Source organism: Novosphingobium sp. BL-S-34 (genome assembly GCF_056857015.1).
This window is the reverse complement of the sequence record NZ_CM166472.1, coordinates 1,493,946-1,518,096: the sequence shown is the minus strand read 5'-3', so window position 1 is coordinate 1,518,096 and position 24,151 is coordinate 1,493,946. Positions and strand designations below refer to the sequence as shown.

Below are 24,151 nucleotides of genomic sequence, written 5' to 3'. Positions count from 1 at the left end.
GCGCGCGCGGTGGAATGCGCAACTTTTGTCTGGTTGGCGATTGCCCGGGCAGTCGATAGGAACGAGGCAATAGGAATAGGGAGCGGGGATTCGTCCGGCTCCCCTGCACGCAGCGGAGTTGCACTGCCCATGGCGACCGATGCCACCGAACTGTTCACCGAAATGTTCCGCAACCAGTCCCAGCAAGTCATGGGCCAGACCATGGAGCAGATCACGGGCCTGTTCGGCCAGCTTGTTCCCGGAAAAGGGTCTCCCGAGGCGGAAAGCGCGGTGCAATGGGCGCAGATCGCCAGCCGGATGCACACGATCTGGACCGAGTATCAGGTCGAGCAACTCGGCAAGACCCAGGAGAGCCCGCCGCACTATGCCGATCCGATGAAATGGATCGCCACGGGCGAAGGGGTCATGCGGCAATTGCCTTTCGCCAGTCCCGAAGTGCAGCAGCGGCTGTGGAACGGGATTTCCGCCCTGATAAACACGGTGCTGGGGCAGTATGGCCTGGGCCCCCAGGCCGGCCTGCAGGCCGCTGCGGGCGATACTTCCGAGGCCGGTCCGCAGCTGCCGCTGCGCGACCGCCGCTTCGCCGATCCCGAGTGGCGCCGCCAGCCGTTCTTCGCGGTGCTGCATCAGGTCTATCTGCTGCTCTCGGCCGAGATCATGGGCCTGGCCGAAGCGACCGAGGGGCTGGAACCCGCGAAGAAAGCGCAGCTTCTGTTCGCCACGCGCGCCATCGTCGATGCGCTGAGTCCGGCGAATTTCCCGCTCACCAACCCGGTGGCGCTGGAAGCGGCGAACCGCACCCGCGGCGAAAGCCTGGTCCGCGGCTTCGAGAACCTGCTCGACGACATGCGCAAGGGCCAGCTCACGCACACCCGCCCCGGCGCCTTCGTGCTGGGCGAGAACATCGCCGTGACGCCGGGCAAGGTGGTGTTCGAAACGCCGCTCTATCAGCTCATCCAGTACACGCCGACCACTGACAAGGTGCTGGCCACGCCGCTGCTCATCTTCCCGCCCTGGATCAACCGTTTCTACATCCTCGACCTCAACGCCAAGAAGAGCTTCGTGCGCTGGGCCGTGGAGCAGGGGCTGACGGTGTTCATGGTCTCGTGGAAGTCCGCCGATGCCTCCATGGCCGACATCGTGTGGGACGATTACATCGCCGCGCAGATCGAGGCGATCGACGCGGTTCGTGCGCGGCTGAACGTGCCTTCCGTGCATACCATCGGCTACTGCGTCGCCGGAACGACACTGGCGGCCACGCTCGCCGTGCTCGCGCGCAAGGGCGAGGAGGACAAAGTCGCCAGCTCCACTTTCTTCACGGCCCAGGTCGATTTCGAGGAAGCCGGAGACCTCAAGAACTTCGTCGACGACCAGCAGATCGAGACGCTCGGCAAGCTCTCTCCCGAGGGTTATCTCGACGGGCGTTACCTCGCGGCGACGTTCAACGTCCTGCGCGGCAACGACCTGATCTGGAGCTACGTCGAGAAGAACTACCTCAAGGGCGAGGACTATCCGGCCTTCGACCTGCTCCACTGGAACGGCGACGTCACCAACCTGCCTGCGCACTGGCATCGTGCCTACTTGCGCGATCTCTACCGCGACAACCGGCTGGTCGTGGCGGATTCCATGCACGCATGCGGCGTGCCGATCGACCTGCACCGGATCGCCACGCCGGTCTACATCCAGGCCGGGCGCGAAGATCACATCGCGCCGCCGCAGAGTGTGTGGAAGCTCACGCATTATCTGGCCGGGCCATGGACGTTCCTGCTGGCCGGTTCCGGGCACATCGCCGGCGTCGTCAACCCGCCCAGCTCGAACAAGTATCAGTACTGGGTCAACGACGCCCGGCCCGACAGTCTCGATGCTTTCGTGGACGGTGCCCAGGAGCATGCGGGAAGCTGGTGGCCGCATTGGGCGGAATGGATCCGCAAGCTCGACGCTGCCGAAGTGGCGGCACGGGGCAAGCGGCGGCCCGGCGGCCGCGGCGACAAGGTGATCGAGGACGCCCCCGGCCGCTACGTCGCCATGCGTTGAACCCGGCAATACTTGCGCCGAAAATCTGTCTCCGGATCGGTGGTTTCCAAACGGCCGATCCGGACATGACGCAGGCCAGGGAGTGCCTGTGTCCGCAGCCGGTGCGAGGCGCCGGTGATTTCGCGACTGCCGCAAGAAGGGCAGGCGCCTTCAGGTTTTTCCGTATTTTCCGGAACTTCCGCAAGCGCTAAGGCGTTCGAGGAAAGGGGTGTTACCTCTTTCGGGAAGGATGGCCGTCACGGCGCGCAAGCCTTGGTTTGCGGCAGGAGGAGCGCTTGCTCGCTTATGTTGCAGTGCAGCATAAGCCCGTTGACTTCGCTTTTGCAAACCCATATTGTGCATCGCAGCAAAGACAAATTCCGAATCGCAGACGGGTGGGGATGAACTGAACGCGGAACGACAACGTCCGCTCGTCCCCCTGCCCAGCCTGCGATCCGCCCGAGACACGATTGCCAGCAGAAAGCAGGAAGTCACATGGCCGGCCAGGAAGAAACGAAGGACGAAGCGCTCGCTGAAAAGGCCTATGAGGCTGCAGCGGCGAAAACCCCGGTTGCACCCCTCAAGGCTGCCGACGCGAAGGCGGACGACGCGGCTGAAAAGGCCTCCGATTCCAAGCCCGCCGTCGCTGCGGCCAAGCCGCTCCCCGGCCTGCCGCAGCCTGTGAAGGCTTCGGCGCCGGCTGCCCCGGCTCCCATATCCAAGCCGGCCCCGATTTCCACGCCGTCGGCCAAGCCGGCTGCCGGCAAGTCGATCAAGCCCAAGGTCGCCCAGTCGGCGATCAAGCCGGCGATCAAGTCAGCTCCGGCCGCCAAGGCTCCCGAGGTCAAGGCGCCCGTGGTCAAGACCGCCGCGCCCAAGGCCGCCGCACCGAAGGCCAGCGTAGCCAAGGCGCCTGTCCCGGCCGCCAAGCCGCCGGTGATGGCCAAGCCCGCTCCGGCTGCGAAGGCAGCCAAGCCGGTGCCGGCCAAGAAAGTTGTTCCAGCTTCTTCCGTTTCGGCCAAGGCTGCCACGGCGAAGCCGGTCATCGATGTTGCCACGCCTGCCGCGGCAGCCATGAAGGCGGCAGAAAAGATCGCCGACCCGAAGACGAATACGTTTGCAGGACTGTTTAATCCCTTCATCCTCGAGGAAAAAACGATGGACATTAGCGCTAACTTCGCCGGTTTCCAGGGTGCCGTGACCGAAGCCCAGGCCAAGGCCAAGGCCGCTTTCGAAAAGAGCTCGGTTGCATTCGGCGAAGCCGGCGATTTCGCCAAGGGCAACGTGGAAGCGGTTCTCGAATCGGGCAAGATCCTTGCCGAGGGCCTTCAGGGCTTCGGTTCGGAAATGGTCACCGAAGGCCGTACCGCCTTCGAAACCTTCACCGGTGACATCAAGGAACTCGCAGCGGCCAAGTCGCCGACCGACTTCTTCAAGCTCCAGGGCGACATCATGCGCAAGAACTTCGACAGCGCCGTCGCTTACGGTTCGAAGAACAGCGAAGCCGCTCTCAAGCTCTTCAGCGACACGATGGCGCCGATTTCCGGCCGCGTCAGCGTTGCCGTCGAGAAGGCCCGTCACGTCGCGGCCTGAGCCGCACCGGACGGTCCTGACGGACTTTCCTGACGTCTAGCAGACGGCCGGGTGGATCTCCCACCCGGCCGTTTTGCCGTGATCGGGACCTGTTCCGTCCTCAAAACTACCCCCGATCTGGACAGGGCATCTTGTTTCCAGGCGCTGCAATACGATATTCTGTCATCATGCTATCTCTCGCTGCCGATTCCAGACTGCCCCGTCCCATGCTCGCTCGAAGCGCATATCCGTGCCTGTCGCAGGCTCCGGATGTTTCCATCCGTGCGGCTGGCGACCAGGATTCCGACGATGGGGGCAATAATGGCAATGACGGCGGAACCGATGGCGACGACCAGCTCGGTGTCGCCACCAAGACCCGTGCCAAGCCCAAGAAGCCCAGCCAGTTCAAGGTGCTGATGCTCAACGACGACTATACGCCGATGGAGTTCGTCGTCCTCGTGCTCAAGCGCTTCTTCCATATGGACCTGGAGCAGGCGACGCGCGTGATGCTGCACGTCCACCAGAAGGGCGTCGGCGTCTGCGGGATTTTCCCTTATGAAATCGCGGAAACCAAGGTGAACCAGGTGATGGACTTCGCCCGGCAGAACCAGCACCCGCTGCAGTGCACGCTCGAAAAGGCCTGAGCGCTAGCAGATGATCGAGGCCGCCATCGCGGCCCGCACTGCCAAAGGCCTGGACCCGAGCCTCGGCCAATGCGCGATCTCCAGATCGCACCAGGCCCATAGGGTCGAACTCGGTGGCAGCGGCCCTGAAAGCGCGCCTCAGCGCTGAATTTCAGGCTCCTTCGCCCGCTCGTCTTTCCCGTTCACGGCCTCGCCAAGCCGGATAGCTTGCGCGATGGCTTGCAGCTGTGCGGAGACCAGTGCCGCGGCGATGGAATGGGCGGTCGCTTCGGTCCTGATGCCCAGTTGAGGCACCGTCACACTTGCCCAGTCATGCAAGGGGCTGAGAGTCTCGACCTCATAAGTGACGCCGCGCGGCAGCAGCGTGACCGCGGCGCGTCCGCAAATCCCGTCGTTCAGCAATTGCGTGGCCCGCTCTTCGCGCGCCTGCCAGCAGCAGGCATCGATCGCGCGGCCCCAGCGGCCAAGGACCAGTAGTGCCTCGCGCACGATCCTGGGGGCTTCGCCGCGCGTGGCGGCGCGGGCGCGACGGGCGAAGCTCAGCAATTCCCGTTCGAGCAGCGGATCTGCGAAATCGGCGATATTCCGGCAGGCAGCCAGCAGCGCCTGCGCATCAGGTTCTTCCAAGAGGGCAATCTTCTTCGAGGGAGCCAGGGTTTTCGGGGGGCCGAGGCTTCTTTCGGGGGGAGGGTCCGGCGCCCGCTTTCGGTGTTCGCGCCATGTGACCGTCTTTCGACATGGAGGACGCAGCGCCGGGAAGGCAATGGGTGCACGGCGCATGTAACTGTGACATAGGGTGAAACGGCGGCGGTCCCTCAGCCTGGGCCTCCGGTCATTCCCGCACCTTTCGGCGCGGCCCGGCTCCGGCTGGTCGTTTTGCCGGGGATGACTTTCGCGCAAGGTGGAACCCGGCAAGACAATTCGCTTTGCCCCTAGGCGCCAAGCCGTTAAGGGCTTGTGGAGCACGGTTTTATGACGACGCCCCCGGTGAACCTTTCAGCGTGAAATTCCTCAGCGCCATCGATCGCTACATCTTTCGCCTCGTGCTGATGCCGATGCTCGGCATCTTCGTGCTCGCGGCATCCCTGCTCGTGCTCGACAAGATGCTGCGGCTCTTCGACTTCGTGGCGACGGAGGGCGGGCCGATCGGCGTCGTCTTCAAGATGCTGGCCAATCTCCTGCCGGAATACGCCAGCCTGGCCATTCCCCTGGGCCTGATGCTGGGAATCCTGCTCGCCTTCCGCAAGCTGGCCACCTCCAGCGAGCTGGACGTCATGCGCGCCGTGGGGCTCAGCTACACGCGGCTCCTGCGCGTGCCTTATATCCTGGCGATCCTGCTGGCGGGGCTGAATTTCGCGATCGTCGGCTATCTCCAGCCGCTGGCGCGCTACTATTACGAGGAACTCAACTACGAGCTGAAATCGGGTGCGCTCGGCGCCTCGATCAAGGTCGGGGAGTTCACCTCGCTCAAGGACCGCATCGCCCTGCGCGTGGACGAAAGCCGCGACAACGGCCGCAGCCTGATCGGCATTTTCGCGCGCGTCGCGAACGAGAAGGGGCAGGTGCTGTCCATTTCCGCGCGGCAGGGGCAGTTCCTCGCGCTCAAGGGCGCGCCGGACACGATCATCCTGCGACTCGACCAGGGCCAGATCATCCAGGACATGCCGGGCAAGCAGCCCCGCGTGTTGTCCTTCACGCGGCATGACCTGCCCATCGAGCTTCCGCAGATCGAGAAGTTCCGCAAGCGCGGCGGCACCGAGCGTGAATATCTGCTGCCCGAACTCGCGAACCTGGGCTGGAACAAGAACCTGCCCAAGGAAGAGCGCATTTCGAGCCAGGCGAATTTCAATTACCGCATGGTCGAAGTCATCATGATGCTGCTGCTGCCGCTGATGGCGGTGGCGCTGGCGATCCCGCCCAAGCGGTCGACTTCGGCGCTGGGCCTGTTCGTCTCGATCGTCATGGTCGTCGCCTATCACAAGGTGAACCAATACGCGGCCGACGTGGCCTCGCTCGGCAAGATGAACCCTATTCTCGGCCTGTGGGGACCTTTCTTCGTCTTCGCCGCGCTGATTCTCTGGATGTACTGGCGCGTCGCCTACGTTCCGGGCGGTCAGGCAATCGGCTGGCTGGAGAAGGGCGCTGAGATCGTCGTGAAGCGTTTCAAGTCGCTGCTCAAGCGCAGCAAGCGCGGGCCGCTCCTGCCCGAACCGGCGGACCCTTCCTGAGATGCAGTTCGAATTCTTCCCTTCGCGCACGCTGACCTGGTATCTCGCGCGGCTGTTCATCACGCGCATCCTGGCGGTGCTGCTGATGCTGGTCCTCGTGCTCCAGATGCTCGATCTGCTGGGCGAAAGCGGCGACATCCTCGCCTATCCCGGCAATGGCCAGGAGCAGCTGCTCTACTACGTGACCTTGCGCGTGCCGCAGCTGATCGCGCGGTTCCTGCCCTATTCGGTGCTGCTGGCGACGATCATCACTCTCGCCACGCTGAACCAGAACAGCGAGGTCATCTCGATGAAGGCGGCGGGGCTTTCGGCGCATCAGGTGCTGGCGCCGCTGATCCTGACGGCGCTGGCGATTTCGCTGGCCAGCCTCGCCTTCAACGAGCGTGTCGTCACCCGGTCCACCGCCACCCTCAATGCCTGGCAGGCGGTGAAATACGGGCCGATCCCCAAGGACCCCGGCGTCAAGGCCAACCTGTACCTGGCGGACGGGCGGGACCTGCTGTTGGCCTCCAGCCTGGAAGGCCAGAACGACCGCATGGTGCTGCGCGGGGTGACCTATTACCGCCGCGATGCCAACGGGATCATCGTCGAGCAGCTGCGGACCGACCGCGCGGCTTTCGCCAATCCGGGCTGGCGCTTCGAGAATGCCACCCGATTCGACGTGGCGACCACGAGCACCACCAAGCTGGTATCCGCCACGGTCGCTCCCGGCATCACGCCGGCGAAGATCATGATCTCGAACGTCGATGCCGATTCGGAGAACCTGTTCCAGCTTTCATCCTCGATCGAGGCGATGAAAGTGGCCGGGCGGCGTACCAGCGAACTGGAGGCGGCATGGTGGCACAAGCTCTCCGGGCCGTTCTCCTCGATGCTGATGCCGCTGCTGGGCGCGGTTGCGGCCTTCGGCCTGGCGCGTTCGGGCCAGCTTCTGATTCGCGCCGTGATCGGCATGGCGCTGGGCTTCGCCTACTTCGTGCTCGACAATGCGGCGCTGGCGATGGGCAATTTCGGCGGTTATCCGCCGCTGGTCGCGGCCTGGGCGCCTTTCGTGCTCTTCGCCCTGATCGGCGAGACGGTGCTGATCCGCACCGAGGAATAGACCTCGGGATCCGCGATCCGCTCTTCCGGACAAACGAAAAAGGGCCCGCGTTTCCGCGGGCCCTTTTTTGTTGTCGAATTGTCGTGGGCGCCGTCAGCGGCTCCGCATGGTGCTTTCGATCAGGCGGCCGACCAGCGGCAGGAGGCCGGGGTAGTTGGCCTTGGCATATGTCGAATCGGTGCCGAGATGCCGGGCAAGGCGGCGGTGAGCCTCTGCCAGCGAGTGATAGGGCACTGATGGCAGCAGGTGGTGCAGCGCGTGGTAGCGCAGGCCCACGGGCGCCCAAAGCTCCGAGAAGCGGGCCGGCGGGGGCACGTTCACCGAATCGAGGTACTGCGCCGTCACCGTCATGGCGTCGCCGTCGTTCTCCCAGAGGTGGGCAACGAGGGTGCGGACCTGGTTGAGGAAGGCGGTGAGCGAAACCACGCAGAGCGCGATCAGCAGGGGCCGCCAGCCATAGACATAGCTCGCCGCGAGCACCGAGATCGCCCAGACCGAGCAGCCCAGTTCCTGCCAGAACACCATGCGGGCGAAAGCGCCTTCGGGCGGACGGCGGCTGAACTGGGGGTTGATGGCCAGCGCCGAGGCGCGGCCCCATACCAGTTTGCGCAGCGGTGGGATCACGGCGCCGAGCGGTATCAGCACGGCCGAGCGAATCAGCAGCGCCACCGGCAGCAGGATCGCGGTGAGCGCGAAGACCGGCAGGCTCCACGGCTTCATCAGCGCCAGGGGCAGGTATTCCGGGTCTTCCACCGTGCCGTAGCGGGTGCGGGTGTGGTGGATCGTGTGAACCCCCTCATACATCAGCGAAGGGATCAGCATGGGAATGCCGACCAGCACGTTCCAGGCGAAGCGGAAGCCGGGCAGGGCATCGCGGTGGATATGGGTCAGTTCGTGGATGAACAGCAGTGCGCGATAGAGCGCCAGGGCCGAAAGCAGGCCGAAAGCCACGCTGGCCCAGACGCCGTCGACGAGAATCGCAGCCGCCAGCGCGGCATAGCCGACCGCGGCCGAGGCCAGCATGTCCGGCCAATAGATTTCCGGACGGGCGTGCGAGATGTCGCGCGTCAGTTCCACCGCGGCGCGCAGCATCGCCTTGTCGTCGGGAATGTCCGACGAACGCGGGCGAGCCGCTTCTCTGGCGAAAGCGGCCGGACGGGTCGCCGAGGGCGACAGATCGATGGCTTCCTGGGCAGTCATACTCTTCAAGTCCAAAGTCCCCGGGCATAAACGGCCCGCTGCGTGTGTTGTGGGCGGCCCTGCCACGCGGTCCGGCTTGACAAGGTGCCGGGACCGACCGCAGGTCGCGATCCAGCAATTCCCATAAAGCGGAACAAAGGCAGGATCGTGGCCAAAGCCGAACTAGTCATCACACCCGTGTCCAGCAAGGCCGACAGGAGCGCCTTTGTCGATTACGCTTATCGGCACAATGCGTCAGATCAAAACTGGGTGCCGAACTTGCGCTCGGAAGAGATCTCCAAGTTCACCCCGGGCAAGAATCCCTTCTGGGACCATGCCCGCGGCCAGCTTTTCCTCGCCAAGCGGGGCGATCTCATCGTCGGGCGCATATCGGCCCACATCGATGAACTGGCGCTGAAACAGCCGGCGGAGCAGGGCATGGGTCCCGGCACCGGCAACTGGGGCGCGATCGAGGCCGAGGACGAAGACGTCGCCAGGGCCCTTATCGCCGCGGCCGAACAGTGGCTTCGCGAAGAAGGCATGACCCGCGTCCTGGCGCCGATGAACCTTTCGGTCTGGGAAGAGCCGGGCCTGCAGGTTAGCGGATTCGACCATGCGCCGATGGTGATGATGGCGCACCACGATTCGGCCTATCAGCCGTGGATCGAGGGTGCCGGATACGACCGGGTGAAGACGCTCTACACCTACGATATCGACGTGCGGAAGGAATATCCGCCGCTGATCCAGCGCATCATTTCCTCGGGCGAGAAGAACGCCAAGATCCGCATCCGCGAGGTCGATCCCAAGCGGTTCGACGAGGAAGCGGCGCTGATCTGCGACATCCTCAACGATGCCTGGTCGGACAACTGGGGCTTCGTGCCCTTCACCGACCGCGAGATCGAATATACCGGCAAGGCCCTGAAGCCGCTGGTCCATCCCGAACTGATCCGCATCGCCGAATATGAAGGCGAGCCGGTGGCCTTCATGATGACCTGGCCGGACCTCAACCAGGCGCAGAAGCGTTTCAATGGACCGAAGGGCAAGCCGTCGATCCTGGGACTGATTCGCCTGCTGCTCTGGCTGCGCAAGCCGAAGCCGGCCGACATGCGCGTGCCGCTGATGGGCGTGCGCAAGAAGCTGCAGTCCTCGCGTCTCGCCAGCCAGCTGGCTTTCATGATGATCGAATATATCCGCCGCGCGGCCGTCAGCAAGTTCGGCGCCAGGCGCGGCGAGATCGGCTGGGTGCTGGAGGACAACCAGGGCATGGTGGCCATTGCCGGTGCCATCGACAGCAAGATGAACCGCGAATACGCGATCTACGAAAAGGCGCTCTGAGCGGCGCGAGCGGCCCCGAGGGGGCCGTTCGGGCGGGAGCGATCCGGGCCGCGACTTCGGTCGCGCCCGGATCCTGCCCCGGTCAGGGTTGCGGGGAAGGCTGCGCGGCTGCGGCCTCGACATCCGCTGCGGCCGCCGCGGCGGCATCGGCAGCGGTGTCTTCCGGCAGTGCCGCCTCGCTGGCACTGCTGCTGGTCGCGGACCGGCCGCTGCGCGTTTCGGCCACCGGCGCTGCCATCGGCGATTGCGAGCGGACCGTATCGTACGGCAGCATGTCGTCACTCACCGAGCGCGGCAGGATCTTCGCGCCGGTAGCCGCATTCTGGGCCGGAGCCTCTTCCTTCTTGCAGGCGCCGAGCGACAGGCAGGCGGAAGCGGCGAGCAGCAGGGTCAGCCTGGTGGCGTGGCGGGCCGGGGTCATGCGGGCTTCTCCGGGGGGCAGGGGCGGTCGAGCGCCGCAAGAAAGGCAGGGGCGCGGGCGATCAGCGCCTCGTCCCAGGTTTCGAATTCGACCTGGCGGCCAAGGCGGGCGAGGCTGGTGACGCCGAATTCCTCGATCCCGCAAGGTACGATGCCGGTGAAATGCGCGAGGTTCGGCCGGATGTTCACGGCGAATCCGTGCATCGTCACCCATTTGCGGATGCGCACGCCGATGGCGCCGATCTTCGCTTCGCGGCCGTCGACATCCTGGGTCCAGATGCCGATGCGGCCTTCGCTGCGGAAGCTGTCGACACCGAAATCCTGGAGCGTGTCGATCACCCAGCCTTCGAGGCCATGGACGAAGCCGCGCGCATCGCGTGCCCGCTTGCGCAAGTCCAGCAGGACATAGGCAACGCGCTGGCCCGGCCCATGGTACGTGTAGCGCCCGCCGCGTCCGGCCTCCACCACTTCGAAGCGGGGATCCAGCAATTCGCCGGCCACGGCGCTGGTGCCGGCGGTATAGACGGGGGGATGTTCGAGGAGCCAGATCAGTTCGCGCGCCTCCCCGGCGGCGATGGCGGCATTGCGCTCGGTCATTTCCTCGAGCGCGGCGCGGTAGGGCACCGGTTCGGCGCTGACGCGCAGTTCGATATCACCCGGAAGCGTGGAGGGAACAGTCATGCCGCGTTGCGTGGCGTCATTCCCTGCGGTTATCAAGTCACTTTGAGGGTCGTCTTTCACTTCGGCTCTCACTTGGCCCCTCATTTGGCGGCATCAGGAGCAGTTATGAAGTTCGACAGCAACAGGGCCTGGAGCCAGGCGTCCCAGGCGGTCTCCGCGAACAGGGAGGTTGTCCTGGCGCTGGCTGGGGTGTTCTTCCTGCTGCCGCAGCTGGTTTTTGCGATCTTCTTCCCGCAGCCGGACATGGGCACCGGCATGAACGAGCAGCAGGTCATGGCGGCGGTGAAAAGCTATTACAGCTCCATCCTGCCGATCATGATTCCCATCGCCCTGCTTCAGGCGCTGGGCACATTGTCGCTGCTCTGCCTGCTGGACACCGACCGTCGGCCCACCGTGGGGGAAGCCATCCGGGCGGGCGTGAAGGGGCTGGTGCCCTATCTGGTCGCGCAGATCGTGATCGGCCTGGCGCTGGGGCTGTTCGCCCTGGTCGTCGCCGGAGGCCTCGGCGCGGCGGGCGGCGCGATCGGCGCCACCATCGGCCTCTTCCTCGCGCTGGTGCTGGGTCTCGTCATCTTCGTGCGCTTTTCGGTGACGGCGCCGGTCGTGGCCGTGGAGAAGACGCTCAACCCGATCTTTGCCCTGGGCCGGTCGTGGACTCTCACCAAGGGCAATACGGCGCGGCTCCTGGGCTTCTATGCGTTGCTGATGCTGGCGATGATCGTGCTGATGATCTTCGGCAATATCCTGACCCTGCCGGTCACGCTGCTGGCCCCCGGAGAAGTGGTGCGGGTGGTTGCGGCCATCGTCGAATCGATCATGGCGACGATCATGGCGCTCTATTTCGTGGCGGTCGTGGCGCAGGTCCATCGCCAGCTGGCGGGCAGGGGCGAGGAAAGCCCGGCGCGGCCTTTCGAATAGGACCGCCAAGCGAATCGCGCCGGGTCTGGGTCGATCCGGCCCCGGCGCGTTCGGACCCCCGGCGGATCGGGACGCACAACGAAAAAGGCCGGCGCTGAGCGCCGGCCTTTTTCATATAGGGAGACATGAGAAGGCGTCAGCGCCTGCTCAATCCTCGTCCTTCCAGCCCCAGAACAGGAAGCAGGGCGGGACGTTGATCGGCTCCATGCCGTTGTCGATCCGCTTGAAGTGGCGCGCCATGAATTCGCGCGCCTTGGGCGTGAACTGGTAGACCAGGAACGCGCCGCCCTTGCGAATGACGCGGTAGGTGGCGGAAGCGATCGCCGGGCCGACGCCGTCGGGCAGCGTCGAGAACGGGAGGCCGGACAGGACATAGTCCGCCTTGTCGTGGCCATGGGCACGCACGATGTCCTCGACATCGGCCGCCGAGCCGAGCACCGCGATGAAGCGGCTGTCGGTGATGGTGCGGCGCAGATAGTCGATGAACAGCGGGTTGGTGTCGATCACGATCAGCTGGCCGTCGCGCCCCAAGCGGTCGAGCACCGGGCGGCAGAACGTGCCGACTCCGGGGCCGTATTCGACGAAGAGCTTGCAATTGGCCCAGTCCACCGGGCCAAGCATGCGATTGATCGTGAAGCGCGAGGACGGAACGATCGAACCGACCATCACGGGATTGCGCAGGAAGCCTTCGATGAACACGCCCCAGGGTCCAAGGCTATGTTTGATCTTCCGCTTGATCCGCTGGGGCAGCGCCTCTCGGGCAAGCTCGGTACTGGTCATGCTGGAGGAAGCTCTCGCTTTTGTTGTCGTCCGGCGAAGGGCGATTCGGTGACAGATCGAGGCCGACAATGCAAGCGAGCGTCGGCCAATGTTACGTGGGGATTACAGAATCTCGTGGACCTTTTCCTGAGGACGACAAAGCCTGGCGCCCCTTTCGGTTTCCACGAGGGGACGTTCGATCAGCGCCGGCTCGGCGGCCATGGCCGCCAGGACGGTGGCATCGTCGGCATCGGGAAGGCCGCGCTCGGCCGCATCGGTGCCCCGCAGGCGCAGGCCCTGCTGCGGCGTGATGCCGGCATCGCGGTAAAGTTGCGCCAGCTTTTCCGCCGAGGGCGGGGTCTTGAGATATTCGATCACCGCGACCTCGACGCCCGGCGTTTCCTCAAGGACGGCCAGGGTCTTGCGCGAAGTGCCGCATTTCGGGTTGTGCCAGATGGTTGCCTTCACGGGCGCTTCTCCTGTTGTGCCTGGGATGTCGGTGTGGACGCCGGTTTCAGGGGCGCCATGGCCGGAACCGCCCGCGCGGCATCCCGCGGGGCGATGCCGGGAGCCGGGGCGGCGCTGATGGTTTCCTCGCGCCGCATGACCCGGCCGGCGCGCTGGACGGCGGCGACGAGGCGCGGATAGACGCCGCACCGGCAAAGATTGGGGAGCGCCTCGCGAATCTCCGTCTCGCTGGGATTGGCATTGCGGGCGAGCAGCGCGGCGCCGCCGATGACGATGCCGGGCGTGCAGAACCCGCACTGGATCGCCTGTTCGGCGACCATGGCCTGCTGCATCGGGTGCGAGCGGTCGGCCGAAAGCCCTTCGATGGTGGTGACGAAGCGCCCCTCGCACTCGCCCAGTGTCACCAGGCAGGCGCGCAAGGCGCCGCCGTCGACCAGGACCGTGCAGGCGCCGCAGTCGCCCACGCCGCAGCCATATTTCGTGCCGGTCAGATTCGCTCCGTCGCGCAGCGCCCAAAGAAGCGGGGTCTGCGGGTCCATGGCGATTTCGACCGGGTGATCGTTGACGGTCAGGCGCGGCATCCGGCCTCCTTATGCGCGCAGGCGCCGCTGCGCCAGTGCGCGCCGTGCGACGGGCCGGTGCTCATGCACGGCCTGTCGTGCCGATTGCGAATCGCGCCGCACCGATCGCCCTCAACGAAGCGCCACGCGCACACCCGCCCAGAACGTACGCGGGGTGCCAAGATCGATCGAGCCGTCCTGGTTGCGGGTGACGATGGTCTCGTCCGTCAGGTTCTCGGCGCGCAGGACCAGGGAGACGGGACCGGCCACGGGCAATTGCACATAGCCGTCCAGCGTGGTCGCGGCCGGAAGCACGTATGTTTCCAAATCGTCCTCGTACTGCGCGCCGACATGGCGCAGCGTCGCCGCCAGGCGCCAGCCCTCGCGCGGGAGCCAGGCGAGCGTGGCGCTGGCGGCGAATCTCGGGGTCTGTGCGGGCCGCAGGCCGTCGAGATCGGGATCGTCCGCCCTGACCTTGGCGTCGGTCCAGGCCAGCGAACCGTCAAAACGCACCGTGCCGAGATCCAGCGCCGCACTGGCTTCCAGCCCGCGTGCCTGGACCGCGTTCACGTTCTGCCGCTCGCGCGTGTTGGTGGCCACGGTGACGTTGGCGACGGCGTCCTTCACCTTGTTGTCGAAGGCGGTGAGCGACAGGGTCAGCGCCGCAAGCGGCTGGATGTCGATCCCCGCCTCATAACCGCGCAGGCGTTCGGGCTTGAGAGCCGCATTGGCCTCGGTAGTGACCGGGAAGACCACGAAGGGGCGGTAGAGTTCGTTGAGCGTGGGCAGGCGCATGCCGGTATAGGCCGCGGCGCGCAGGCTCACGGCCTTGCCGGCGTGCCAGACCAGACCGGCGCGGCCATTGCCCATCCAGCCGGAGCGATTCGCATAGGAATCGTTCTCGGTCACGGCGCCGGTGGGGCTGACCGAGCGGTAGAACCCGTTGCGGATCGTCCAGCGGTCGGCGCGGCCACCCGCGGTGAGCACGAGCTTGCCCAGGGTCCAGTCGTCCTCCGCATAGAAGCCGAGGTCGGACTGGTTGCCGCCGGCGCGGCGCACCGCCGTGAAGGCGCCGCTGGCGTTATAGGGCAGTTCCAGCAGCTTGCCCTCGGTCAGGCGCAAGTCGCTGCCGATTCGCAGGACGTGATTCTCGCCCACCGGCGGGCGCAGTTCGGCCTTGCCGCCGATGGCCGTGGTGGGGGTGCGATGCTGGTCGAGCGTCTTGCGATAGGTGCTCGAACTGATGACCACGTTCGAGAAGTCCTGCGCCTGAACGTAGCCGATCACGTCGAACTGCCACGCGCCCCGGCCGACCAGCCGCAGCGAGGCCTGCTGGCCGTCCGAGGTGGAATCCGCCCCCTTGAAGCGAAGCGTGCGCGCATCGCCATAGGCCAGCGCGGCGGCCTGCAGTTCCACCGTATCGCTCATCGGCGCGACGGCGCGGAGCGAGGCGGACCAGCTGTCATAGGCGGCGCGGGCGGAAGCGGGGACGCGCTGGTCGCGGGGCGTGGTCCAGAAGCCTTCGCCCCGGTCCCACTGCACGCTGGCGACGAGGAAGCCCGCGCCCAGTTTCGGTGCGACCGTGGCCGAAGCCTGGGTCTCGCCGCGATCGTTGACGAGCGCCGAGCCCTGGAACATGCCGATCTGGTCGGGACCCGCACTGGTCATCTCGATGGTGCCCGCCACCGCGCCCGACCCGAAGGCGCCCGATCCGCCGCCGCGCGTCACCCGGATCGCGGAGAGCCGCTCGGGTGCGATGGCGCTGAAGGGAATATAGCCGAAGAACGGGTTCGCGATCGGTACGCCGTCCAGCAGCACGAGCGTGCGGCTGGAGGCATTGCCGCCCAGCGCGCGCAGCGTGGCGCCTTGCGAGGAGGGATTGGCCGAGCGGCTGTCCGAGCGGCGGAACTGCGCGAAACCGGCGACCGCGTTCAGCACGTCCTCGATCCGGCCCGACGCGCTGGAAATCACCGCGTCGCGCTCGATCGTCTCGACATCGTAGGCCGGGGTGGCCGGCCCCGATTCGAGGCCGTGTCCGGTGACGACGATCGGTGTGCCGGGCGTCTGGCCGGCGTCGGCGGCCTCTTCGGCCATGGCGGGGGCGGTGAACAGGACGGCGCAGCCCGCCAGCCATGCGGCGCGGTGGTGAGGACGGGTCACGTCAGGCGGGATCGATCGCGAGCACGACCGGCTCCAGTCCCTCGACGCGGCCTTCCAGCCGGTCGCCCGGCGCGACGGGGCCGACGCCGGCAGGGGTGCCGGTGTAGATGAGGTCGCCGGGGGCGAGGTGATAGAGGCGGGAGAGGTCGGCGATCAGCTCGGGCAGGCTCCAGATCATCTCGGAGAGCGGGGCTTCCTGCTTCGTCTCGCCGTTCTTCGCGAGCGAGATGCGCTGCTCGCCCGGTTGGCCGAAGGCGTCGGCGCGGGTGATCGGGCCGATGACGGCGCCGTTCTCGAAGTCCTTGCCGGTATCCCAGGGATAGCCCTTGGCCTTGGCGGCGTTCTGGAGGTCGCGCCGGGTCATGTCGAGGCCGCAGGCATAGCCGTAGACCAGGTCCATGGCCTGTTCGGCCGCCAGTTCGAAGCCATGGCCGCCGATGGCGACGACGAGTTCCATCTCGTAGTGGCAGTCCTGCGTGCCGGGCGGATAGGCGATGGCCGTGCCGGAATGGCAAAGCGCGGCCGGGGCCTTGGTGAACCAGATCGGCGCCTCGCGGTCCACGGCATTGCCGAGTTCGCGCGCATGGGCGGCGTAGTTGCGGCCGACGCAGAAGATGCGGCGCACCGGGTAGCGGGCTTCTTCCCCGAGAACGGGGACGGCGGGGACTTCGGGCAGTTCGAACAGCAGGCTCACTCGCGATTTCCTCCCTTGCTTGGCGGCGAGGCATAAAGCGCGATTCCCGCCGGGAAAAGTGCAAGCGGCTTGCCGTCCCCTGCGAAGGGCTTACATTTGCCCCTGTGACCGAGAAACAATTCCTTGCCGGGCGACTCCTTCTGGCGATGCCGGGCATGTTCGATCCCCGCTTCGACCACAGCGTGAGCGTACTTTGCGTGCATGACGAGAACGGCGCACTGGGCATCGGCATCGGCCGGCTGCGCGAAGGCGTCCGCTTCCACGAAATCCTCGACGAGCTGGGCATCGACCCTGGCGTCGCGCCGGATTGCGAAGTGCACGAGGGCGGACCGGTGGAGCCGGGGCGCGGGTTCATTCTTCATTCCACCGAATGGGGCGGCAGCGATACGATCGAGGTGCATCCGCTCTGCGCCTTGTCCGCCTCGATGGATGTGTTGCGCGCGATCGCCGAAGGGCGGGGGCCGGAGCGCTGGCTGATGTCCCTGGGCTATGCCGGCTGGGCGCCGGGCCAGCTCGAAGGCGAGATGCGGCAGCACGGCTGGTATGCGGCCGATCCGCATCCGGAGATCCTGTTCGATACCGCGGTGGATGACCGCTGGACCGCGACCTGGCGGGCCGAGGGTATCGATCCCGCGCTGCTGTCGAGCCAGACCGGCAGCGCCTGAGTATGGGATGGCGCGGCCTGATCCGCGCCGTTCCCGTATCAGGTGCCGGGTGAGGGCCTGACCGGCCGATTCGTCAGCGCCGAAAGATCTTCCGGGCGATCGATGTCGAGATGGATCGCGGCATCGTCGCTCTCCACGAACACCACATCGTCGAGTCCAAGCCGCAACCGGTCCCGCAGCAACCGGCCAGCGCCCTGATCGCCCGTAAGCGCGGCGATTTCGGGAAACAGGCGGGAAGACAGCAGCGCCGGATGACCGGGCCGGCCGCCGTGACGGGGCAGGGCGGCAACGCCCCCTCCGATCGCCGATGCCAGTTGCGATGCCGTGCCGTGAGGCACGCGCGGCATGTCGCCCAGGAACACGAAGACCTGCTCGGCCTCGTCCAGCGCGGCGATTCCCGCCTTCAGCGATTCGGAAAGCGCGTGGCTGTCGATCCGCAGCACCTCCACCGGCGGTCCTTCCGGCCAGGCGCCGCAGTCCAGCCCCGGCCGCGCCACGACGAGGACGCGGGCCACCGGCGCGGCGCGGGCGGCGCGGATGGCATGGAACAGCAGCGGTTCGCCATCGAGCGGGGCCGAGAGTTTGTCGCCGCCGAACCGGCGCGAGGCCCCGGCGGCCAGCACCAGTGCCGCCAAAGTGCCGGGGCGCTTCACGCGCGTTCGTGGGCGGGGTTCAGCGCCTGCATGATTTCCGCGACGATCCCGGTGGCCACTTCCCAGGGCGATTTGCCGAGCCCGGCGACCCCCGGCGAAAGGTTCAGCCTCGCCAGTTCCCCGGGCGTTGCCCCTGCCGCTTCCAGCGCGGCCAGACGCGCCCCGGCGCGGGACCTGGCGCCGATCATGCCCACATAGCCGGCCCCGCCCCGGAGCGCAGCAAGGCAGCCGCCGAGGTCGTGATGATCCTCGTGCGTGGCGCCGAGATAAGCGGTCCAGCGGTCCACCCCCAGCTCGGCCAGTGCCGCTGCCGGCTCGGTGCGCAGATAGCGGGAGACCGCGAAGGGCGGCGGTTCGTGCGGGCCGTCCGGGCGCAGAAGGATCGTCTCGAACTGGGAAAGCGCGGCCAGTTGCGCCGCGGCCAGGGCGCCGGGGTCGCCGCCGGAAACGATCAGCCGGCGCGGCGGATCGTAGCGGCGCGCCAGCGAGAACGGGGCCTCGTGCAAATCGAGCAGGGGGCCGCGGTCCGGCGTGACCTGCTGCGTCTTGCCGTCGCTGTGCCAGCGGCAGGCGCTGCGCGCTTCGGCATGGTGCAGTACATCGCCGGCCGCGGCCGAGTCCGGCGCGAGCCGCTCGACCAGGACGTGGAGGGCGCCGCCGCAGCGCAGGCGAATGTCGATCCAGGGGCTGCCCGCCCCGTAGTGGAGGTGCCGGGGCATGCCGTCCGCCAGGACATGCGCGGCATGGCTGGCGACATCGCCTTCGATGCAGTCTCCCGAGAAATAGCCGCTGGCGGCGATCGCCTCTTCCGGTCCGCCCGGCTCAACGAACAGCATCTGCGCGCCGGGGCCGCGCGGGGCGCTGCCTTCTACTTTGTAAAGCGTGGCGAGGGCGGCCGGGCGGCCGCGGCGGCGGGCTTCCGCAAGCGGCGCGCGGATATCGTCCACCCAGCCGAAGAGCGGCCAGTCCGCGCCTTCGATCTCGCCGCTCATGGGATCATCCCAGTGTCGTCATTCTGCTGCTGCCGCCGGGGGGCGCGCGCGTTTCGACATGGTCGCCGACCAGCGGGGCGATGACCAGCCGGTGCAGGATACGGCCGACATCCGCGGCGCTCTGGTCCTGGCCCTTGGTGAGCCACCAGGCGAGAATGTCTATGGTGGAGCCGGTGCCGTGCACCACGCCCAGGTCCTGCGGCAGCCAGTCGGCCGGGCGGGCCACGCCTTCGATCAGGCCGCGCGCCTGGCGGATGAATTCGTCGCGCACGATGGCCGCCGCGCCGCCGCCCAGCAGGGCAGACCACAGCGCCTTGTGCTCGCCGACGTAAGTGCAGAGCGCCAAGGTGGATTCGTAGCTGTTGGCATTGTGAAGGAGCGGGATGGAGAGCGCCAGCAGACCGGCGATCTCTTCGGAGGCGACATCGCCCAGCAGCGCTTCCTTGGTGGGGTAGTGCCGGAAGAAAGTGGCGTAACCGGTTCCCGCCCGCGCCGAAATCTCGCGGATGGTGATCTGGTCGAAGGCCTTTTCCTCCAGCAGGCACAGCATGGCTGCGTTGAGCGCCTTGCGTGAGCGCACCTGCCGCGCATCGGTGGGCGCGTCTTTCCTGAATCCCGCGAGATTTCCGTCCATGAACGACCCGTAACACCCTGCCTCAAGGGTGTCTAATCCACCGCACCCGACTTCGGTATGGCGGATTTCGGCATGCCGTGATGAACGGGATTCAGTATTCGCCGATTCGGTCCGCGAAGAGCAGGCGGCCGCCCGAAAGGTGCCAGAGCGCCTCGTTGAAGTCGGTATTGCTCATGGCGAAGCAGCCCTCGCTGCGGCCGAGCTTGCCCCACTTCTCGATCATGGCGGCATCGACGTACCAGGCCGGATGCATCACGATCGCGCGTTCCAGCGCCATCGAGTTGTCGTTGTCCAGCCCCTTGAGGCGGATCGAGGTGCCGTACTTGCCCGAATACCACTCGCAAGTGAGGAACGCCCCGCGCGAGGTGGCTTCGGAGCCGGGCATGTTGGAAAAGCTCTGCAGCCAGCCGCTGTGCATCGGGTCCGACCCGCGGCCATGGGCAAGCAGGAACGAGCGCACGGTGCCCGCCTCGATATTGGCGAAATGAAGACGCGGCTTCCAGGAGGGCTGGGCGAAATCGGCGATACCGACCAGGTCATGGCGCCAGATCTGCGTGCCAAGGCGCTGCACCTGGCGGGATGCCACGTCCAGCACGCGGCGCTGGTAGGGCGTAAGGGCGCTCGGCACCGCGCCCATGCCGATCGGAGCTGCTCCCGCAGGGCCGATTTGCACTCCGGCAGGACCGATCTGTCCTGTCGCTGTTCCTACCAGATTTTCTGCTGCCAGCACACGCGATGGCAATGCAAGGCTTGCGCCTGCCACCAACCCGCCCATGAGGACAGCACGCCGACCCAACGTCTGTTCCATACTGGTAAGTTAACCTAATCGCGGGGAACTTTCCAGCGCGATTGTCGGATCGGTTCCCGCCAGGGGTGCGGGTTGCCGCAAGCGCCAACCGCCTTGTCGTTAAGGACGATTCGCGCTGTGGATAGGGCGGGGAACCGAAGTCCCCCGCCCTTCAAACGTTTTGAACGGGTTCGCGAACCAGCCCTGAAAGCGGGCCCGCGAACCCGCGATTCGTCAGGCTGTGGTCTTGGCCGGCTTGCGCGCGTGCTGGCGCATCCAGTCTTCCAGCACCGGGGCGATGCGGGTGCGCCACTTGCTGCCGTTGAAGATGCCGTAGTGGCCGACATTCTCGGCCAGCAGGTACTTCTTGCTGTCATCGGGCAGGTGGGTCGCCAGCTTGAGCGCGGCTTTGGTCTGGCCGATGCCGGAAATGTCGTCGCGCTCACCCTCGACGGCCAGCAGCGCCGTGTCGCGGATCGCCGAAGGATCGATCCGCTCGCCGCGATGGACGAATTCGCCCTTCGGCAGCGAGTGCTTCTGGAAGACGTGCTCGATGGTCTGGAGGTAGTAATCGGCGGTCATGTCGCAGACCGAGCGATATTCGTCGTAGAAGGCCTTGGTGGATGCCGCGCCTTCGCCGTCGCCGGAAACCAGGTGCTTGAACATGCCGTAATGGCTCATCATGTGGTTGCCGAGGTTCATGGCCATGAACCCGGCGAGCTGCAGGAAGCCCGGATAGACCCGGCGCCCGGCGCCCGGATAGTTCAGCGGGACGGTGGCGATGACGTTGTTCTCGAACCACGAGAGCGGCTGCTGCATCGCCACGTCGTTGACGCTGGTGGGCGCCTCGCGGGTGTCGACCGGGCCGCCCATCATGGTGAGCGTGGCGGGGCGGCAGGGATGCTCCTGCTTGCCCATGATCGCCGCGGCCGCGAAAGCCGGAACGGAGGGCTGGCATACGGCGAGCATGTGCGCGCCGGGGCCGATGTGTTCGAGGAAGCCGATCACATAGTCGATATAGTCGTCCAGATCGAAGCGGCCGGCATCGGCCGGCACCAGCTTCGCGTCGGCCCAATCGGTGATGTAGACCTCGCAGCTTTCCAGCATGCGGGCGACGGTGCCGCGCAGCAGGGTGGCGAAGTGGCCGCTCATCGGCGCAACCACCAGCAGCTTCGGCGCGTCCTTGGCCAGTCCAGGGTGCGTGAAGCGGATCAGGTCGCCGAAGGGGCGGCGCAGCACGATCGATTCGGTGACGGGGTAGGACTTGCCGCCCGTGGTCACGTTCTCGATGTCGAAGGCCGGCTTTCCGCGCGGGGCGGCGGCATGGGCGAAGACGTCCAGCGCCGAGGCCATGACCGGGCCGAACCCGAAATAGCCCATCGGCAGGGCGGGGTTCGAGAGAAGTTCGGCACCTACCGAAGCCCAGGCGGCGGCCCCGCTCAGCATGGTGCGCTGCAATTCGTAGGCGTTGTAAAGCAAAGTGCGTCTCCCGGACGGCGAAGCGACCCCGGCCATCCTGCGTGGTTATCAACGCCATTTGATACCGAATCGTTGCTTGTGCAATGCGGCATAAACGAAATCGCGCGCAGCCAGGTGGCCCAGCGCGGCGATCATGCTGATCGTAAAGGCGCATTTCATACACCTTTTCCTCAAGCCGGGGACGCGATAAGAGCCCGTTCGACCATTCCGGCACCTGCCGGTCCGAAAACGCTCCGGTGGGGACGTTTTCCAAGGAAAAGTTAAGGGCGCGCATGGATGCCAACGCGGGGCAGGCACGGCCGCCCGAGAACGAGAACGCTGCAACGGGCCAGGCGACCCCCGCCGCAGGGGCCGGCAGCGCCGAAGCGCGCGGTCCGGAAGCAGGCAAGCGCCCGCGCAGTCTGGGCGCCTTGCGCATGGTCTGGCGCGAACTGTTCCACTACCCCGGCCGCATGGCCGTGGCCGGGCTTTCGCTGCTGACCACGGCCACTTCGACTCTCGCGATCCCTTACGGTTTCCGCCAGATCGTCGACCAGGGGTTCGCGGAAGGCGCGGATCCGGCGGCGATCCGCTGGTGGTTCATCATGCTGCTGGGCGTGGTGATCGTGCTTTCCGTGGCCACGGCGGTGCGCTTCTACAGCGTCTCCTGGCTAGGCGAGCGCGTCGTGGCCGACGTGCGCCTGCGCGTGCAGCGCCATCTGCTGACGCTCTCGCCCAGTTTCTTCGAGGAAAACAGCCCCAAGGAAATCGCCTCCCGCATGACGGCCGATACCGCCATCGTCGAGACGGTGGTGAGCACCACGGTCTCGGTGGCGCTGCGCAATGCGATCATGGCAGCAGGCGGAGTGGCCTATCTCTTCGTGCTGGCCCCGCACCTGACGCTGGGCCTCGTCGTCGCGATCCCGGTGGTGATCCTGCCCATCGCCGCCTTCGGCCGCCGCCTTCGCGCCGTCGCCCGGCAGAGCCAGGACCGCGTTGCCGATATCGGCGCCACCACCAGCGAAGTCTTCGGCGCCTTGCGCGTGGTCCAGGCCTTCAATCAGGAAGGGCGCGAGATGGAGCGCTTTTCCGGCGCGGTCGAACGCACGTTCGAAACCGGCAAGCGGCGCATCGCCTTGCGCGCGGTGATGACGGCGGTGATCATGTTCCTGATCTTCGGTTCGATCACCGTCATCATGTGGCGGGGTGCGATCGGCGTGGCCGAGGGGTCGATTACCGGCGGCACCATCGCCGCCTTCGTGGTGACGGCGGGCATCGTTGCCGGCGCTTTCGGCTCGCTCACTGAAGTCTACGGAGACCTTGTGCGCGGGGCCGGAGCGGCCAGCCGCCTGGCCGAGTTGCTGAGCGAACATCCCACGATCTCGGCGCCCGCGCGTCCGCTGACGCTGCCTTCGCCCGGCCGCGGCAAGCTCGCCTTCGAGCGCGTGACTTTCCGCTACCCCTCGCGCCCGGAAATGGTGGCGCTGCACGATTTCACCCTGTCGATCGAGCCGGGCGAGACCGTGGCCATCGTCGGCCCCTCGGGCGCCGGCAAGTCGACGCTGTTCCAGCTCGCCGAGCGGTTCTACGATCCCCAGAGCGGGGCGATCAAGATCGACGGCGTGCCGCTGACTTCGGCCGATCCCTCCGAGATCCGCCAGCGGATCGCGCTGGTGCCGCAGGAAGGCGTACTCTTCGCCGCCTCCGCGCGGGACAACTTGCGCTACGGCAACTGGCAGGCCGACGATGCGGCCATCTGGCAGGCGGCCGGTGCCGCCAATGCGGAAGGCTTCCTGCGCGAGCTGCCGCAAGGGCTCGATACGTTCCTGGGAGAAGACGGCGCGCGCCTCTCCGGCGGCCAGCGCCAGCGCATCGCCATCGCCCGCGCGCTCCTGCGCTATGCGCCGATCCTGCTGCTGGACGAGGCGACCAGCGCGCTCGATGCCGAAAGCGAGCGGCTGGTGCAGGATGCGCTCGAACGCCTGATGGAGCACCGCACCACCCTGGTGATCGCGCATCGCCTGGCCACGGTGCGCAAGGCCGACCGGATCGTGGTGATGGACGGCGGGCGCATTGCCGAGCAGGGCACGCACGAGAGCCTCAGCCAGGCCGGCGGGCTCTATGCCCGGCTGGCGTCGCTCCAGTTCGATTCCGACGCGGTGGCCGCTTTCTCCCGTTCGACGAACGGCTGACTCACCCCGACGAACTGCATTTCAGGGCTGGCGTTGCCGA

Annotated in this window: 23 protein-coding genes; 9 read left to right on the top strand and 14 right to left on the bottom strand. The window is 66.6% G+C overall.

The genetic code is table 11. The features are described 5' to 3' along the window. Positions 1–129 precede the first annotated feature (129 nt). The 3 genes from AC1VV3_RS07130 to clpS all read left to right on the top strand — a co-directional run bounded on the left by AC1VV3_RS07130 (position 130) and on the right by clpS (position 4,229). Positions 130–2,034, top strand: a complete 1,905-nt coding sequence (locus AC1VV3_RS07130; RefSeq protein ID WP_431568310.1) for a PHA/PHB synthase family protein — start codon at positions 130–132, stop codon at positions 2,032–2,034. Between the two features lie 474 nt (positions 2,035–2,508). Beyond that, on the top strand, positions 2,509–3,606 hold the full coding sequence (locus AC1VV3_RS07125; RefSeq protein WP_431568311.1) for a phasin family protein: 1,098 nt from the start codon (positions 2,509–2,511) through the stop codon (positions 3,604–3,606). 206 nt (positions 3,607–3,812) lie between these two features. Further along, positions 3,813–4,229 carry an ATP-dependent Clp protease adapter ClpS gene (clpS, locus tag AC1VV3_RS07120; RefSeq protein ID WP_482961464.1) on the top strand — a complete coding sequence of 139 codons (417 nt, stop codon included), beginning with the start codon at positions 3,813–3,815 and terminating at the stop codon, positions 4,227–4,229. A 138-nt stretch (positions 4,230–4,367) separates the two neighbouring features. Here the strand turns inward: clpS and AC1VV3_RS07115 are convergent, their stop codons facing one another. Next, a complete protein-coding gene (locus AC1VV3_RS07115; protein WP_482961463.1) occupies positions 4,368–4,856 on the bottom strand; it encodes a hypothetical protein in 489 nt (162 codons plus the stop codon). 374 nt (positions 4,857–5,230) lie between these two features. On the opposite strand from AC1VV3_RS07115, the gene lptF reads away from it, so the two are divergent. After that, positions 5,231–6,457: an LPS export ABC transporter permease LptF gene (gene lptF, locus AC1VV3_RS07110; protein ID WP_132265104.1), complete on the top strand. Its 1,227-nt coding sequence runs from the start codon at positions 5,231–5,233 to the stop codon at positions 6,455–6,457. Position 6,458: 1 nt separating this feature from the next. After that, entirely contained in the window at positions 6,459–7,556 is a 1,098-nt protein-coding gene (gene lptG, locus AC1VV3_RS07105; protein WP_314464763.1) for an LPS export ABC transporter permease LptG, read from the top strand. A gap of 93 nt (positions 7,557–7,649) precedes the next feature. Here the strand turns inward: lptG and AC1VV3_RS07100 are convergent, their stop codons facing one another. Next, positions 7,650–8,756, bottom strand: a complete 1,107-nt coding sequence (locus AC1VV3_RS07100; protein ID WP_314465115.1) for a fatty acid desaturase family protein — start codon at positions 8,754–8,756, stop codon at positions 7,650–7,652. Between the two features lie 147 nt (positions 8,757–8,903). Here AC1VV3_RS07100 and AC1VV3_RS07095 point away from each other — a divergent pair, with 147 nt between their 5' ends. After that, the gene (locus AC1VV3_RS07095) at positions 8,904–10,070 is read left to right on the top strand and encodes a GNAT family protein (protein WP_132265107.1); all 1,167 of its coding nucleotides are present in this window, start codon (positions 8,904–8,906) and stop codon (positions 10,068–10,070) included. A gap of 82 nt (positions 10,071–10,152) precedes the next feature. Here AC1VV3_RS07095 and AC1VV3_RS07090 read toward each other — a convergent pair whose 3' ends face one another. After that, positions 10,153–10,491, bottom strand: coding sequence for a hypothetical protein (locus AC1VV3_RS07090; protein WP_134095236.1), 339 nt, complete (start codon positions 10,489–10,491; stop codon positions 10,153–10,155). Beyond that, on the bottom strand, positions 10,488–11,171 hold the full coding sequence (gene lipB / locus AC1VV3_RS07085; RefSeq protein WP_431568315.1) for a lipoyl(octanoyl) transferase LipB: 684 nt from the start codon (positions 11,169–11,171) through the stop codon (positions 10,488–10,490). Before lipB ends, AC1VV3_RS07090 begins: the two co-directional genes overlap by 4 nt. A gap of 105 nt (positions 11,172–11,276) precedes the next feature. Between lipB and AC1VV3_RS07080 the strand changes: the two genes are divergently transcribed. Further along, on the top strand, positions 11,277–12,089 hold the full coding sequence (locus tag AC1VV3_RS07080; RefSeq protein WP_134095237.1) for a DUF7847 domain-containing protein: 813 nt from the start codon (positions 11,277–11,279) through the stop codon (positions 12,087–12,089). A gap of 147 nt (positions 12,090–12,236) precedes the next feature. On the opposite strand, the gene AC1VV3_RS07075 is transcribed toward AC1VV3_RS07080, so the two are convergent. From AC1VV3_RS07075 to AC1VV3_RS07055, 5 genes are all read right to left on the bottom strand, one after another. Then, a complete protein-coding gene (locus AC1VV3_RS07075) occupies positions 12,237–12,869 on the bottom strand; it encodes a class I SAM-dependent methyltransferase (RefSeq protein WP_132265114.1) in 633 nt (210 codons plus the stop codon). A 102-nt stretch (positions 12,870–12,971) separates the two neighbouring features. Beyond that, a complete protein-coding gene (arsC, locus tag AC1VV3_RS07070) occupies positions 12,972–13,316 on the bottom strand; it encodes an arsenate reductase (glutaredoxin) (RefSeq protein WP_132265116.1) in 345 nt (114 codons plus the stop codon). Beyond that, entirely contained in the window at positions 13,313–13,897 is a 585-nt protein-coding gene (locus AC1VV3_RS07065; protein WP_132265117.1) for a (2Fe-2S)-binding protein, read from the bottom strand. The genes arsC and AC1VV3_RS07065 overlap by 4 nt, the downstream gene beginning before the upstream one ends. A gap of 111 nt (positions 13,898–14,008) precedes the next feature. Further along, the gene (locus AC1VV3_RS07060) at positions 14,009–15,970 is read right to left on the bottom strand and encodes a TonB-dependent receptor (protein ID WP_482962074.1); all 1,962 of its coding nucleotides are present in this window, start codon (positions 15,968–15,970) and stop codon (positions 14,009–14,011) included. Positions 15,971–16,037: 67 nt separating this feature from the next. Continuing rightward, complete coding sequence (locus tag AC1VV3_RS07055) at positions 16,038–16,730, bottom strand: fumarylacetoacetate hydrolase family protein (protein ID WP_132265119.1); 693 nt, start codon at positions 16,728–16,730, stop codon at positions 16,038–16,040. Between the two features lie 146 nt (positions 16,731–16,876). Between AC1VV3_RS07055 and AC1VV3_RS07050 the strand changes: the two genes are divergently transcribed. After that, complete coding sequence (locus AC1VV3_RS07050) at positions 16,877–17,395, top strand: YqgE/AlgH family protein (protein WP_431568360.1); 519 nt, start codon at positions 16,877–16,879, stop codon at positions 17,393–17,395. Between the two features lie 38 nt (positions 17,396–17,433). On the opposite strand, the gene AC1VV3_RS07045 is transcribed toward AC1VV3_RS07050, so the two are convergent. From AC1VV3_RS07045 to AC1VV3_RS07025, 5 genes are all read right to left on the bottom strand, one after another. Then, positions 17,434–18,048 carry a nucleotidyltransferase family protein gene (locus AC1VV3_RS07045; RefSeq protein ID WP_431568316.1) on the bottom strand — a complete coding sequence of 205 codons (615 nt, stop codon included), beginning with the start codon at positions 18,046–18,048 and terminating at the stop codon, positions 17,434–17,436. Further along, on the bottom strand, positions 18,045–19,040 hold the full coding sequence (locus AC1VV3_RS07040) for an XdhC family protein (protein WP_132265125.1): 996 nt from the start codon (positions 19,038–19,040) through the stop codon (positions 18,045–18,047). The genes AC1VV3_RS07045 and AC1VV3_RS07040 overlap by 4 nt, the downstream gene beginning before the upstream one ends. A 4-nt stretch (positions 19,041–19,044) precedes the next feature. Further along, on the bottom strand, positions 19,045–19,674 hold the full coding sequence (locus AC1VV3_RS07035; protein WP_431568317.1) for a TetR/AcrR family transcriptional regulator: 630 nt from the start codon (positions 19,672–19,674) through the stop codon (positions 19,045–19,047). Between the two features lie 91 nt (positions 19,675–19,765). Continuing rightward, positions 19,766–20,311, bottom strand: coding sequence for a murein L,D-transpeptidase catalytic domain-containing protein (locus tag AC1VV3_RS07030; protein WP_243654168.1), 546 nt, complete (start codon positions 20,309–20,311; stop codon positions 19,766–19,768). 384 nt (positions 20,312–20,695) lie between these two features. Further along, complete coding sequence (locus tag AC1VV3_RS07025; protein WP_431568318.1) at positions 20,696–21,940, bottom strand: polyhydroxyalkanoate depolymerase; 1,245 nt, start codon at positions 21,938–21,940, stop codon at positions 20,696–20,698. Between the two features lie 272 nt (positions 21,941–22,212). Here AC1VV3_RS07025 and AC1VV3_RS07020 point away from each other — a divergent pair, with 272 nt between their 5' ends. After that, complete coding sequence (locus tag AC1VV3_RS07020; RefSeq protein ID WP_482962069.1) at positions 22,213–24,111, top strand: ABC transporter transmembrane domain-containing protein; 1,899 nt, start codon at positions 22,213–22,215, stop codon at positions 24,109–24,111. Positions 24,112–24,151: the final 40 nt, after the last annotated feature.